Raw genomic sequence first — 13,030 nt, 5'->3', positions numbered from 1 at the left:
AAATCATTCTCACAAAAATAAGATAATGAAAATGATTCTCGTTGTCAATGATTTTTTTTCTTTCTATAAAGCTGTTGCCACATGGGAATGATTTTGGTAGAGTTAAATGAAATTATAATATTGGAAGTCTAAATAGAGGTGCGCCGAAGAATAGTACATCTTTTCGTCATCTGCCGGGGGGCGGGAAAAGGAGGAAAGGCTAAAGCGCCGAAGCGGTTGTTGTTCCCCTCGAACAGCAGCGGCTGGGGTGGCTCATGAACAATGAACATCCTGTCACAAAAGACGATTGTCTTCTTGTGGAGCGCTATTTACGATTTGCTTGGGCAGTTTGGAAAGCAATGAGATAGCGAATGCACTCATTGCTTTTTTTAGTCAATTTAAACAAGGCAAGGTTTTGACCAAAAAGGAGGATTTACCTGTGAACATGATGGATGCAAATGAAATTATCGCGTTTATTCAAAAAAGCGAAAAGAAAACACCTGTGAAAGTATACGTGAAAGGCAATCTGGAGGGCATTGACTTCGGTGCCAGCGCAAAAACGTTCATCACTGGCTCTACTGGCGTCGTCTTTGGCGAGTGGAAAGAGATCGAGCCTGTTTTGGCTGCAAACGCCGACAAAATCGAGGACTACGTGGTAGAAAGCGACCGCCGCAATTCCGCGATTCCATTGCTCGATACAAAAGGCATCCAGGCTCGCATCGAGCCGGGCGCGATCATCCGTGACCAGGTTACCATCGGAAACAACGCGGTGATCATGATGGGAGCTTCGATCAATATTGGCGCGGTAATTGGCGAAGGCACGATGATCGACATGAACGTGGTTGTAGGTGGACGCGGTACAATCGGGAAAAATTGCCACATCGGCGCTGGTTCTGTCATTGCAGGCGTTATTGAGCCGCCTTCCGCACAGCCGGTTGTTGTCGAAGACGATGTCGTGATCGGTGCCAATGCGGTTATCCTCGAAGGCGTTCGCGTAGGAAAAGGCGCGGTCGTAGCAGCAGGCGCGGTCGTGATTGAGGATGTGCCGCCATACGTGGTTGTTGCGGGCACACCTGCTCGTGTCATCAAACAAATCGACGACAAAACTCGCTCCAAGACGGAGATCAAGCAGGAGCTACGTCAGCTGTAGGGGAGAGAGCTCACATGGACTGGCGTACGCTCGACGAACAATACATCGTCTCTTCTTATAAACGTTTGCCTATCGCGATCGCCAAAGGGGAAGGAAACTACCTGTACGATACAGCGGGCAACAAGTATTTGGACCTGTTTACGGGCCTGGCAGTCAATGTGCTGGGCCACTCCCACCCGGGGATTGTTCAGGCGCTGCGCGATCAGGGAGAACGTTTCCTGCACATTTCCAACGTATTTTTGAACCAGCCGGCGATCCTGTTGGCCAAGCGGCTGGTCGAGCAGACGATCCCGGGAAAAGTGTTCTTCACCAATTCCGGCGCAGAGGCGACCGAGTCCGCGATCAAAATGATTCACAAATGGACGAAGACCGACGGAGCGGGACGCGAAGGGATCGTCGTCCTGCGCAACAGTTTTCACGGCAGGACGCTGGGCGCCGTTCGGCTGACCAGGCAAGCGCACGTCTATCAAGATTTTCCGCAGCCGGATTTTCCCGTGTACGAGCTTGATCCGGAGGACACAGCCGGATTGCGCGCCATCTGTCGCGAGGCAAAGCCAGCAGCCGTCCTGATGGAGCCTGTTCTTGGCTCCGGGGGTGTCGTGCCTTTGTCTGTAGACTTTTTGCGCGAGGTGGCGACCATTTGCCAAGAGGAAGGCATGCTGTTTGCCATGGATGAAATCCAGACAGGCATGGGACGGACGGGAAAACTGTTTGCCTACGAGCACGCAGGCGTGACGCCAGATTTGATCCTGTTTGCCAAAGGAGTAGGCGGCGGACTTCCGCTCGGTGGCGTCATTGCCGGGACGAAGCTGATGAACCAGTTCAAGCCGGGAGATCACGGCACGACTTTTGCGCCGTCTCCGCTTTCGGCTGCTTTGGGCAATGTCGTGCTGGACGAACTGCTCGATCCCGCATTTGCAGCGAGCGTAGACGAAGTGATTGCCTACCTGTGGGCTGGACTGGAAGCACTGCGTGAGCGCCTCCCGGAACAGCTTCAGGCGCTGCGCGGCAAAGGCATGATGGTGGGAATCCCGCTCAGTGCTGCTCCCGAAGAGGTCAGCCGCTTGCAGCAAGCCATGCTGGATCGGGGAGTTCTCGTGGATGTGACGCAAAAAACGATTGTTCGCTTGCTGCCGCCGCTCACTTTGACCAAGGAAGACGTAGACCGTTTCCTGGAAAGCTTTGCAGCGGAACTGGCTGAGCTTCAAGGGGCAAAAGGGGAGGCGTAAGCGATGACGACATCTTTGTTTACCCAAATTCGCCGCGATCTGCACCAAATTCCCGAGCCGGGCTTTCAAGAGGTAAAAACGCAAAAGTATTTGCTCGATTACCTAGAGAAGCTTCCGCAAGATCGGCTGGAGATCAAGACGTGGCGCACCGGGATTTTGGTCAAGGTTGCCGGAACCAATCCGAAGCGGACGATTGCCTGGCGGACTGACATGGACGGCTTGCCGATTGCAGAGGAGACGTCCTATCCGTTTCGCTCGTTGCATGAAGGGTATATGCATGCGTGCGGACACGACATGCACATGGCGATTGCTCTCGGGCTGCTGACGCATTTTGTGCAGCAGCCGATCGCAGATCACCTGCTGTTCCTGTTTCAGCCGGCGGAAGAAGGGCCAGGCGGCGCCCTGCCGATGATGGAGAGCGAAGAGTTTGCGCTCTGGCGGCCCGACTGCATTTTTGCCCTGCATATCGCTCCCGAGTACCCTGTGGGGCATATTGCTACAAAGCCGGGCATTTTGTTTGCGAACACGTCCGAATTGTACATCGATTTGGTCGGAAAAGGCGGACATGCGGCGTTCCCGCACAAAGCAAATGACATGGTAGTTGCCGGGAGCCATCTGGTGACGCAGCTACAGTCCATCATTTCGCGCAACATCGACCCGCTCGATTCCGCTGTCGTGACCATCGGCAAGCTGGAGGGCGGAACCAAGCAAAACATCATCGCCGAGAAGGCGCGGCTGGAAGGGACGATTCGCACGTTCTCGACAGAGTCCATGGCTCTGGTCAAGGAGAGGATTGAATCGCTAGTAAAAGGGATCGAGGCCGGTTTTGACTGTACAGCATCCATTGACTACGGCGTGGGCTACTGCCAGGTGTACAACGAAGAAAAGCTCACGACAGCGTTCATGGACTGGGTGCGCGAGCATGGGGAGGATGTGACGCTGATCGCCTGCAAGGAAGCGATGACCGGAGAAGACTTCGGCTACTTCCTGCAAGAGATTCCCGGCTTTTTGTTCTGGCTGGGCGTTCATACCCCCTACGGCTTGCATCATGCCAAAATCGAGCCGAGCGAGGAAGCGATCGAAGTCGCGATTCGTCTCGTCTCCCGGTATTTTACCTGGCTTTCGCAGCAAGACTAGCGTGCGACGGCAAAAGAAGAGCGGCTGTGCTGGCCGTTCTTTTTTTATCGGCCAATACCAATAGTGTGCGGACGGCCATATGCCCGCATTGTCAAGAGTCCGGAGTGGTTATTCACAAAATGGTGAACAAGTCTTTCTTCCTGTGCGGCCGTTGCTTGTGGATTCTGTGGATATTGTTGAAAAAACTTGTCTTTGCACCACAACTATTTGCCGTTTTTCACGTATAAACTAGAGAGAAGAAATTCCGGAAGAACAAGCGCTGCCGCGCACACATACAGGAGGATTATGACATGAAAAAAGCATGGTTATCGGCCTTGTTGGCGCTGACTGTAGCGGGAGTCGGGACTACCGCTGCTTTGGGAGAAGGTGCGTTGCGCGTATTTGTCGGCTCAGAAACGATTGCGAGTGACATGCCGGCTTCCAAAGCTGATTCGATTGAATCGTTGGTCAATAAGCTTGGCGGATTCGTCGATTACGATCAGAAAACAGGAAAGCTGCAAGTAGTCAAGCCCAATGTAAACATCATTGTCCTGGAAGGGATTCAGCAGACACGCAACAAAACAATCGTGTTCAGCAACCCGATCAAAGGCTACAGTGACAAAAATGTTCCGCGCACCTTCAACGTCTTTGTCGAAGTGGACGAAGCTCCCGTCGCCAAAGACTTGCGTATACAACTGGTTCTGATCGGACCGGATGGCAAAGAAGTAAGCAGAGGAAAAGAGCTGAAGTATTCGACGCAAAACGCGAACAGCTTCTATTTCGCCGAGCCGTTTGTTTCGACCAAGCTGGAGGACTACGGCAATTACAAGGTGCAAGTCCAAATGAAGTCGGAGAAGTTCCCTACGTATGTCGTAGTAGGCGAAAACACTTTTACGGTAGGGCGATAAATTAAATGGCTTGGAAACGTTCCCACTTGGCTTGGTCACATGGTATAATAGACTGAATAAACCAATATACATGTTGAAAGCAAGTACATGAAAGAAAGGAACGATGGGAGCAGATGGAGACAAATCCCCCGCGATCGTCCACGGATGTAGAAGGCCCGAGTATACACATTGCCTGGAAAGATGAGCATTCGATTCAGGCAGAGTGGAGTATGACGAAGGAGTTCGAGCAGGAAGTGGAGAAGAAATTTGCGATACCTTTTGCCGAACTGCCGTTTGTCCTGCGCCTTTTTGACGTGACTGAGCGCAAAGAGATCCGTAACGATGGCACAGACCTTTACACTGATTTTGATATTAATCACCGCTCTTCCGAATGGATTTTGTACGGAGTCACGCAAGGATTGGAATATTGCGTCGATCTCGGCATTCGGATGGTGGATGGAAGGTTCTATTCGCTGTCAAGATCTCAAATGATTTGATCAACGTGCTCGTTTGATTTGGCTGTTTGGATGTGTGATCCAAGGAAGCCGCATAGGAAGTAGTACCCGTTTTCTTATAAGGAAAAAGCCCCGCTGGCCCACGTTTTCGTGTGGCTGGAACGGGGCTTTTATTTTTGCGGCGGATGGCTTATGGCACTTGGCGCTGTTTGTCCAGCAGACGAAGCGCGATAGCGAAGACCGCCCAGGCAGGCAGCGGCTCATCCAGCTTGCCGAGCCATTCCGGCGACGTAATCAAACCTTCGCGCAATGCCCGTTTGCCGAGATCGAGCTTCCAGGGGGGATAAGGGGATGGCTCTTCAGGCGTAAATTGATCGTAGGCGCTCAAATTGTAATTTTGAATCAAACGAATCAGCTTGTCGGCGTACTGCGGATCAGTGGCATACCCGGCTTTTGACAGCGCCTGGGCAGCTTCCTGCGGCGTCTGGGCCATCAGCACTTTTTTGTATGCGGGCTTGAGCAGAAACTGGGCGTGATCGTCGATGGATTGTTGATAGTTGTAGTAAGCTTTGAACTCGGATGGGTGGGACACGGTTTCCCCGTTTACGACTTCCTTGCTGACGGTGGTGACCGATCCGGCGGGGCCTGTGCCTTTGATGCCAAACAAATTGTAGGAGGAGCGGCCTGTCGTCGAATCAACAGGCACTTTTTGCCCCCAGCCTGATTCCAAAATGGCTTGCGCAATCGTGATGGAAGGGAAAATGTGATAATTCAAGTAAGACTGCCTGGCGGAGCCTGCCACCAGCTCGATGAATGCTTGCGGCTCCATACGCTTTTCACCTCTTTCGTCGTCGCTGACCTCTGGCGGTGGGTACTGGCAAATTCGGCTATCTGTACCCATGTTATGCCGGGCGCAGCGAAAAAAGCTCCGCGAGGAAAGCAGCGCACGCATGCAGACGTAAAAAAACAGCAGGTCAGAGCCTGCTGCTTCATGGTTACGGTTTGCGAGGTTGAAAATATTGGACGCGTTTGTTGAACAAATGCAGCTCCGCCTTGTAGTCGCGGGCCAAGTAACGACAGTATTCGTTGGCTTTGTTCATGTCTCCGTTCGTGGCAGCTTCCGGGAGCGAAATCTGGATGTAATGCTTCTCGGTGCCATCTTCGTTGGCGCTGCCAACTCCGACCACGATCGATTTGTACATGCTCGGGTCTTTTCCCTTGAGGAGGAACCACGATTCCTTGCCTTCCGGACGTTCTTCTATGGTGTATGGAAACGCTGCCTCTTGATAGGACCAGCCGAGTTGCTGCCCTGTTTTAGCGGTCATGTCCATATATCGCGTAAACTTGGCTTTCACGTCTTCAATAGTTGCAGATTGGGCGGTAGAGCCATTCACAAAATAGATGTAGGCCGATTGAAGTTTCACGATTGCACCCTCCTAGTACCGGGAATATCTGCGTTTAGTGTAGCATTGCTTCCACTCTTTGGCAATGAGACAGTTGCGAAACGAAAACAATTGCGCGTCTTTTCTGAAAAGTGTAAAATATAAATACTATTTATATAGTCGATAAGTGAACGATAAAGGATCATGGAGGAGTAAGCCCATGCAGGAGGCCTCGATTAGACACGTATTTGAAGCATTGAACACGATGCGCGCCATTGATGTGGTAAACAAGGAAGACTGGGAGCGGGCGGCGAAGGAAGCCGAATTGGATTCCTCCGTGCAGTTAAACATTCTCTGGATCATTTACTGTTATGAAGGAGTGCGTGTCACCCAAATTGCCGATTGGACTTTCTGGCACCCGTCTTCGATCGTCATTCACATCAAAAAGTTGATGGAGAAAGGGATGGTGACGATTGAAAAGTCTGAGCTGGACGGACGGGTCGTCCATGTGTACCCAACCCAGCGAGGCAAAGAAGTTTTGGAAGAAAGCAGAAGAAATGTCCCATCAATTTTCAGATTGACGTATGCCCTGGAGAAAATGGAGGAACGATACAGTACAGCAGTAGTCGAATTGTTCTTCGAATGCCTCTCCTTTGTCGCCCAATCGCTGCACGGAGCGGAGAAGGTGAGATGGATTCAGGAGGGCGAAGATCGCGTGATGAATCCTACTCATCTGATTAGTTAAGGAGCAGAGGGTGGCAAAAAAGCCGATTTTCGTGTATACTGTTAAATACTCCGAATATTTTTGAAATATTTCCGGAGTGAAAACCAAGATGAGGAGGGATTGCTGATGGAGCACTACGAACACTTATACGACGTTTCTGAGAACGCGAATGTCCGTTTTCTCGGATTTGTTTCTGAGGGAACCAGACACGACTTTGGGATTGTATTTACACACAAGTTTTATGGAAAGCCGTTGGTGGTCTGTATGCAAACGGGGCAATCAACCCTTCTCTGTTCAGAGGATGCGGTAAAGCCGGGATATTTGCAAAAAGTTTTCCGACTGGACTCGGAAAGCGAAGCCCAGGCGCTCGCTGAATTTTTCCAACAGTACCTACCGACCATTTCATTTGAAGAGAATCAGTACTAGCAGGCGGGCAGAAGTTTATCTTCTGCCCGTCTTTTTTGCTAGAGCGCCGTGGCTGTCTCGAAAGCAAGCGGAGTACCCTGTTTACGAAGGCGGGCGACCCGGCTTACAATCGGGATAAGGAACAGGAGGCCAGATCGATGAACGTACATAAATGGGCGGCCAGCGAGCCGAGAGGAGCAATCGTGCTGGTGCATGGAACAGGAGAACACCACGGGCGGTATGAGCATGTCGCCGCTTTTTTGAATCAGCAAGGCTGGGATGTGTATGCAGGAGATTTGCCAGGCTGGGGGCGCTCTCCGGGAATCAGGGGGCATATCGACTCGTTTGACGATTATTTGCAAAGGGTGCGGGAGTGGACGGCGTTTGCCCTGCAAGACAGCGCCGGAAAGCGTCCCGTCTTTTTGCTCGGGCACAGCTTGGGCGGATTAATTGCGACTCGCTTCGTGCAGGAAGAGAAGCTCGCTCGTGAGCTGACGGGACTGATCCTGACTTCTCCGTGCCTTGCGCTGAAGCTGGCGGTTCCGGCGTGGAAGGCGCGGGTGGCGAGTCTGCTCGACCGCGTTTGGCCGACGCTTGCCATCGCCAACGGGATCACCCCTGACATGGTTTCGCGGGATGTGGCGGTTCAGGCTGCTTACAAAAGCGATCCACTCAACTATCCAAAGGTCAGTGTACGGTGGTTTCAGGAATTGCACAAAGCGATGAACATGGCTTTTGCGCAAAGCGGACAGCTTGCGGTGCCTGTGCTGGTGCTCCAGGCAGGTGACGACTCTCTCGTCGATGCCGATGCTGTCGAGCGCTTCGCCGAAGGCATACAGGGAAACAAAACGTTTCGGCGTTTGCCAGGCTTGCGCCACGAGGTGCTGAACGAGCCGGAGCGCGAGGATGTACTCCGGCAAATCGGCAACTGGCTGGATGAAATCGCCAAAACGAATATGACATACTAATTAAATTCAATTTGTGTGCAATTACCGTATTGACTCCTAATGGCGTGGCATATTAAGATGAGAGTACGTTGAATTGAAGGATATGTGTTATCACATTTCATGAGGAATCCAATGCGGAGGGGACACAGATGGGAACTATCGTATGTCAGACTTGCGGGACCATCATCGAGCATTTTGAGAGCAACTCAGTGAAAACGCTTTATGCGGCTTGCAACTGCGAGTGCCGACCTGATCAGAGACAGGAAAAAGAATAGGATAAAACGCGCAGGCCACTCAGTTCGGGGCCTGTTTTTTTTGACAACCTTTTCATATTGAAGGATAATGGGGAAGTGTGATAATCGTTGCAAAAGGAGGAATTGTTTCATGAAACGAAAGCCCATGCAAGGACTGATGGCCGCAGCGCTACTGGTCAGCTCCTTGTGGACCGGGACGCCAGCGTTCGCTAACAGTGTCGGAGAGGAAATCAAAATAGACGCTAGTCAACCTGAAATTTCTGAGGATGGTTTCGACATTTCCAAAGATTATGCCGTATGGAAAGTGGAAGGCGAGAAAACACTCACCCTGTACAACCTCAGCAAACAGACAGAATTGAAAATCGGTGATAAAAAGTCCGACAAAACAAGCCCGAGAGTGGACGGGAAATACGTCGTCTGGATCGACTCTCGCAACGGAGGCTCCGATGTATACCTGTACGATATCGCCAAAGACGAAGAGATCCGTTTGACAAAAGACGCTTCGGTAAGCGGTCTGGAAATCACAGGCAAGCAAGTCGCCTGGGCAGACAAGAGCGATGAAGGCACAGACATTTATTTGTACAACATCTCGACAGGTGATACGACACGCGTGTCCACAAGCGGGAAAGCCGAGTCTCCAACCGTGGGCGACAGCTATGTAGCTTGGGCAGACAAGAGAGAAGGCAACTACGACATCTACTACTACGACATCGAGCGCGGAGTAGAAAAAGCGGCAGTCTCCGGAAAAGGCGATCAGATCGAGCCAAGCATTTACAGCGACAAGATCGTGTACGAGAACAGTACGAGCCAACAAATTTACCAATATTCGATCAGCGGCGGTAAAAACAAACAGCTTACAGATAGTTCGGACAGCAAGGGATTCGTACATATTTTCAAAGACAGAGTCGTCTATTTGGAAGATGACGATTTGGTTTACCACCAATTAAACAAAACGTTTGGCAAAGAAATCGTCAGCAACATTTTTGACGAGGTCGGTCCTCGCCTTTACGAAGACTACGTGCTGTATGCCAAGAAGGACAACAACAAAAAACTGCGCTTGAGTCTGTACGACCTGGACGAACAAGAAGTCATTCCGCTCGGGACCACTTCCGGCAAGCCGATTCAGCCAGACGCTTCCGACCGTTATGTCGTGTACGTGGCAGAAGCCAAAAAGGGCAATGCTGTCATTCTGTATGATACAGAAAAAGGTACAAGCAAAACGATCAGCAGCGAGGACTCCGATCCGGAAAGAGCCGTTGTAAGTGGACGCTACGTCGTCTGGTATGACCAGAAGGAAGACGCGCTGGTTGCCTACGATATTCGCAAAGGGACAACCAAACAGATTACGGACGAAGATGAAGATCAGGAGCCGAGCGACAAGCTGTACGAAGTCGATGGCGACAACCTTTTCTGGGTGAACATCAATCGCCGGGCTGATCTGATGATTACCGATTTGGCGACAGAAAAAACAACAGAGATCGAGAGCTTGAAGAGTGAGCCGCTCTCCATCGATATTTACGGAAACTACGCTGCCTGGGTGGCAGAGACTGGCAAGAAAACGGCGAGCGTTTATTTGTACGAAATCGATGAACAAGACACGACAGAAATCCGCAAAAATGTTAACGTGCAATCGGCGCAAATCGGTGACGATTTTGTCGTTTGGAGCGAAACAAGCGACAAGTCTAAGACTGGCTGGGATTTGTACCGCTACAACATGGATCGCCAACGGACCGATTTGCTGATGCGTTTCAACGATCGCGATCAAAAAAATCCGCAAGCTTCCCGCAATATGGTGTTGTTTGAAGACAACCGCCTGACGAAGAAAGACAATGATTTCTACTATGAGCTGTATGATGCAGAAGACGGTTCGTTCAGCGACGTCGAATGGAACGAAAAAGCGGAAATGTCCAGTGCGCGAATCGGCGGCAACCGCGTTGTTTGGATCGATGAGCGCGATGGAGATCCGGTTGTGTACACGATGGCATTTGCGAAACCGCAAGATAGCGATGAGGAAGAGGAGCCAGGGGAAGAAAAGCCGGAGCCTGGTGAAGTAAAAGAGTTCAAGTATGTCGACTTGCTCAATAACAACACTTTGGGCAAACTGCTCAAAGAAGTCGGCTACAACAATTTTGTGTATGTGTTCTTTGCAGGAACGGACGAGGAAGTTACCATGACCATGCGCGAGGTCGTAAACGACAAGAGACGTTTTGACGATTACATGAAGCAAAGCGACGTGGACGAAGTCGTGGTGCGCGTCACCTACTAGAAGGAATGCGCAAGCAAAAAGCAGACAGTGGACATTTTCCAGCTGTCTGCTTTTTTGCGTGCAAACCGTTTTGCACTGCGCGAGCGCTTCTTTGCACAGATAAGAATTGATCAGATGCTTATCCAGTATAGGTGCAACCAAGACTGCGCCAAAGGCTTGGCGCAGCCAGGTTTTCTAAGCAGGGGGAGTTGCTGGAATTTGGCATAAATACGGCTTTGTCAGCAGTAATCCGGCCAGAAACAAAAGGACGGCCACATAAGCGGGGAACAAATGCCAGAAGTCGACGTAGCCGACGGCAAAGTGAATCCCGATGCCCGCAGCGAACCCCGGTATGCCAGCGAGGAACAGTGTCCACCACACCCATGCTTCCCCGCGGCGGAAGCCCCACAAGCTGATCAAGAGGACAGCGAGACCGTCCGATACAAGTGCACCGCCAAAACCTGCCCTGTCGTGAGCGATCAGCGGAATCAGCTTTTCGTTAAAGGCGTTCAGCATTTCTGCGGATACGCAAAGAAAGACCAAATCGGATGGAACGAAGACGCCAGTAATCCCGATCAGGGAAATGATCAGTCCAGCTCCCGTCAGGCTAAAGCCGATGATGACAAAAAGCAGCTGCCCCCACAAAGCCATTTTCCACGTCCGGTCGTTATGTACGTCTGGCGGAAGGGCAGGCATATGTCTGTTGGCTCGCGTACGCAGAGCAAGCAAGAACAGCGGGAGCAAAAGCAGCGCCAGAATCGCGTGCATGTAGTCAAAATAGCCGTAGCCAATAAACAGGAAAAAGCTGGAGAATCCGACCGCTCCGGAAGCGAGCAGCACGGCGCGCGTCCAATGAATGTCGTTGCGCAAGCCGTGATACGATAGCTGCGCATACATGATGCCGATCGAGATCATCGTTCCCGCCAGGCTGATCCGGTCGTGAGCCATAAACGAAAGCAGCTGCGGGCTGATCAAAGCAAGTTGTTCCGCGCTCATTTGCAAAAAACGTTCGTCGTACGGGAGGATGACGCTGGCAACGGCAACCAGCCACGCCAGTGCGCCGCCGATGATCATCCCGATGCCCAAAAGCAGCCCGCAAAGCCAGGAAGGAAGCCACAAGGCAGATCGTTCCTGTGGCTTTTTCGTAGTCGTGGTCGTTTCAGACACTGCCGCTGCTTCCTTGTCCATGTCCGGGAGCGGACAGTCCAGCGAAGCGCATGCGCCGAAACGGGATTGCAAAATCGCTTCGTTGATTCGCTTCGGCAGGCCAGGACCGGAGTAGACCAAACCGCTGTGCAACTGGACAAAGTCAGCGCCAGCGTCAAAAAAAGCAAGAGCGTCTGCCGGTTCCAGGATGCCGCCAGAGCCGATCAAAAGGCATTCAGGCCAGGCCGCTCTGGTGCGGGAAACAGCTTGGAGAGAAGCTGTGTGTGACGGCTCGCCTGTGACGTATGCAGCAGTATGCACATTTTCCGCATCCCGCTCCCGCTGCTGTACGCCTACGCCTCTGACGCCCCCGCATACGATCACGCCGTTCAGCCCTGCTTGCCGGGCCAGGCGGAGCAGACGAAGCCACTGGTTTTCCTCCAGGTCAGGCGGGAGCGCCAGCAGGACGGGCAGCTCGGTAGCTTGCCGCAAACAGGCCAGATGATGCTGCCACTCGGCGTCACTCCACGGGTTGTCTCCCTCCATGGCGCGGCAGTCCAACGAAAAAAAGGCGCAGTACGGCTGCAAACGGGCCATCAGCTGTTCTCTCTCCGTTGTCGCTTCCTCTAATGTTGCCCCCGGACGAAACCCCAATCTGGCTCCGAGCGGGATCGCTGACGGCGTGGAAGTGGATTGGCGCAAACGGCTTTCTACGGCTTCGATTCCCGGATTTTCAAGCGGTGTCCTGTACGTAATGGCGGAAGTGCCCACGTTCCGAGCCGTCTGCCCGGAATCGGCAAGCGGCGCAAGCGTAACTGGCCCCAGCTCGATGTAGCCAAAACCGAAGCGCGACAATGCTCCAAGCGCTGTTCCAGCCGGGTCTAGACCAGCTCCCAGGCCAACCGGAGCAGGGAAGGTCAGTGCGCCGACTGTTTTGGATAAAGTTGCAGGCGGATGCATATGGCCCATCAGCTCGATGATGGACGAGCCGCCAGGCAGCTTTGCCAGCGTGCCGATGGCGGTGAGGGTCAGGCTTCTGGCGCGTTCGGCTGGCAGCAGAAAAAGCAAGGGCCGAAACAACGTTTGATAGGACCAGTCTGGCAAAAGGATC

13 protein-coding genes and 1 riboswitch are annotated in these 13,030 nt (G+C 52.2%); of the genes, 10 read left to right on the top strand and 3 right to left on the bottom strand.

Translation table 11 applies throughout. The features are described 5' to 3' along the window. Nucleotides 1–125: 125 nt before the first annotated feature. Nucleotides 126–315: riboswitch (Lysine riboswitch) on the top strand. A 103-nt stretch (nucleotides 316–418) separates the two neighbouring features. The 5 genes from dapD to HP435_RS18490 all read left to right on the top strand — a co-directional run bounded on the left by dapD (nucleotide 419) and on the right by HP435_RS18490 (nucleotide 4,858). Then, a complete protein-coding gene (gene dapD, locus HP435_RS18510; protein WP_173597011.1) occupies nucleotides 419–1,129 on the top strand; it encodes a 2,3,4,5-tetrahydropyridine-2,6-dicarboxylate N-acetyltransferase in 711 nt (236 codons plus the stop codon). A gap of 14 nt (nucleotides 1,130–1,143) precedes the next feature. Continuing rightward, nucleotides 1,144–2,358 carry an aspartate aminotransferase family protein gene (locus HP435_RS18505; protein ID WP_173599298.1) on the top strand — a complete coding sequence of 405 codons (1,215 nt, stop codon included), beginning with the start codon at nucleotides 1,144–1,146 and terminating at the stop codon, nucleotides 2,356–2,358. Nucleotides 2,359–2,361: 3 nt separating this feature from the next. After that, nucleotides 2,362–3,495, top strand: a complete 1,134-nt coding sequence (locus HP435_RS18500; RefSeq protein ID WP_173597013.1) for an N-acetyldiaminopimelate deacetylase — start codon at nucleotides 2,362–2,364, stop codon at nucleotides 3,493–3,495. Between the two features lie 290 nt (nucleotides 3,496–3,785). Further along, a complete protein-coding gene (locus tag HP435_RS18495; protein WP_173597014.1) occupies nucleotides 3,786–4,382 on the top strand; it encodes a hypothetical protein in 597 nt (198 codons plus the stop codon). 113 nt (nucleotides 4,383–4,495) lie between these two features. After that, nucleotides 4,496–4,858, top strand: a complete 363-nt coding sequence (locus HP435_RS18490; protein ID WP_063229721.1) for a DUF4912 domain-containing protein — start codon at nucleotides 4,496–4,498, stop codon at nucleotides 4,856–4,858. Nucleotides 4,859–5,006: 148 nt separating this feature from the next. On the opposite strand, the gene HP435_RS18485 is transcribed toward HP435_RS18490, so the two are convergent. Continuing rightward, entirely contained in the window at nucleotides 5,007–5,645 is a 639-nt protein-coding gene (locus tag HP435_RS18485; RefSeq protein ID WP_122964947.1) for a glycoside hydrolase family 73 protein, read from the bottom strand. A gap of 166 nt (nucleotides 5,646–5,811) precedes the next feature. Continuing rightward, nucleotides 5,812–6,240 carry a DUF1885 family protein gene (locus HP435_RS18480; RefSeq protein ID WP_122964948.1) on the bottom strand — a complete coding sequence of 143 codons (429 nt, stop codon included), beginning with the start codon at nucleotides 6,238–6,240 and terminating at the stop codon, nucleotides 5,812–5,814. A gap of 178 nt (nucleotides 6,241–6,418) precedes the next feature. Here HP435_RS18480 and HP435_RS18475 point away from each other — a divergent pair, with 178 nt between their 5' ends. From HP435_RS18475 to HP435_RS18455, 5 genes are all read left to right on the top strand, one after another. Beyond that, nucleotides 6,419–6,943: a MarR family winged helix-turn-helix transcriptional regulator gene (locus tag HP435_RS18475; protein WP_122964949.1), complete on the top strand. Its 525-nt coding sequence runs from the start codon at nucleotides 6,419–6,421 to the stop codon at nucleotides 6,941–6,943. A gap of 105 nt (nucleotides 6,944–7,048) precedes the next feature. Next, on the top strand, nucleotides 7,049–7,348 hold the full coding sequence (locus tag HP435_RS18470; protein WP_063229717.1) for a DUF3055 domain-containing protein: 300 nt from the start codon (nucleotides 7,049–7,051) through the stop codon (nucleotides 7,346–7,348). Between the two features lie 137 nt (nucleotides 7,349–7,485). Further along, nucleotides 7,486–8,295, top strand: a complete 810-nt coding sequence (locus HP435_RS18465; RefSeq protein ID WP_173597015.1) for an alpha/beta hydrolase — start codon at nucleotides 7,486–7,488, stop codon at nucleotides 8,293–8,295. 128 nt (nucleotides 8,296–8,423) lie between these two features. Then, nucleotides 8,424–8,549: a GapA-binding peptide SR1P gene (locus HP435_RS18460; protein WP_083955739.1), complete on the top strand. Its 126-nt coding sequence runs from the start codon at nucleotides 8,424–8,426 to the stop codon at nucleotides 8,547–8,549. Nucleotides 8,550–8,658: 109 nt separating this feature from the next. Then, complete coding sequence (locus tag HP435_RS18455) at nucleotides 8,659–10,794, top strand: TolB-like translocation protein (protein ID WP_173597016.1); 2,136 nt, start codon at nucleotides 8,659–8,661, stop codon at nucleotides 10,792–10,794. A gap of 174 nt (nucleotides 10,795–10,968) precedes the next feature. Here HP435_RS18455 and HP435_RS18450 read toward each other — a convergent pair whose 3' ends face one another. Continuing rightward, on the bottom strand, nucleotides 10,969–13,023 hold the full coding sequence (locus tag HP435_RS18450; RefSeq protein ID WP_173597017.1) for a dihydroorotate dehydrogenase: 2,055 nt from the start codon (nucleotides 13,021–13,023) through the stop codon (nucleotides 10,969–10,971). Between the last annotated feature and the right edge of the window lie 7 nt (nucleotides 13,024–13,030).

Source organism: Brevibacillus sp. HD3.3A (assembly GCF_013284375.2).
In the GTDB taxonomy this organism is placed as follows: Bacteria; Bacillota; Bacilli; order Brevibacillales; family Brevibacillaceae; genus Brevibacillus; species Brevibacillus parabrevis.
This window is presented reverse-complemented; position numbering and strand designations above follow the sequence as displayed.

What these genes read in the sequence shown, in the direction of transcription:
- HP435_RS18505 (WP_173599298.1), top strand. Translation starts at nt 1,144, where the DNA reads ATGGACTGGCGTACGCTCGACGAACAATACATCGTCTCTTCTTATAAA.
- HP435_RS18500 (WP_173597013.1), top strand. Translation starts at nt 2,362, where the DNA reads ATGACGACATCTTTGTTTACCCAAATTCGCCGCGATCTGCACCAAATT.
- HP435_RS18495 (WP_173597014.1), top strand. Translation starts at nt 3,786, where the DNA reads ATGAAAAAAGCATGGTTATCGGCCTTGTTGGCGCTGACTGTAGCGGGA.
- HP435_RS18490 (WP_063229721.1), top strand. Translation starts at nt 4,496, where the DNA reads ATGGAGACAAATCCCCCGCGATCGTCCACGGATGTAGAAGGCCCGAGT.
- HP435_RS18485 (WP_122964947.1), bottom strand. Translation starts at nt 5,645, where the DNA reads ATGGAGCCGCAAGCATTCATCGAGCTGGTGGCAGGCTCCGCCAGGCAG.
- HP435_RS18475 (WP_122964949.1), top strand. Translation starts at nt 6,419, where the DNA reads ATGCAGGAGGCCTCGATTAGACACGTATTTGAAGCATTGAACACGATG.
- HP435_RS18470 (WP_063229717.1), top strand. Translation starts at nt 7,049, where the DNA reads ATGGAGCACTACGAACACTTATACGACGTTTCTGAGAACGCGAATGTC.
- HP435_RS18465 (WP_173597015.1), top strand. Translation starts at nt 7,486, where the DNA reads ATGAACGTACATAAATGGGCGGCCAGCGAGCCGAGAGGAGCAATCGTG.
- HP435_RS18460 (WP_083955739.1), top strand. Translation starts at nt 8,424, where the DNA reads ATGGGAACTATCGTATGTCAGACTTGCGGGACCATCATCGAGCATTTT.
- HP435_RS18455 (WP_173597016.1), top strand. Translation starts at nt 8,659, where the DNA reads ATGAAACGAAAGCCCATGCAAGGACTGATGGCCGCAGCGCTACTGGTC.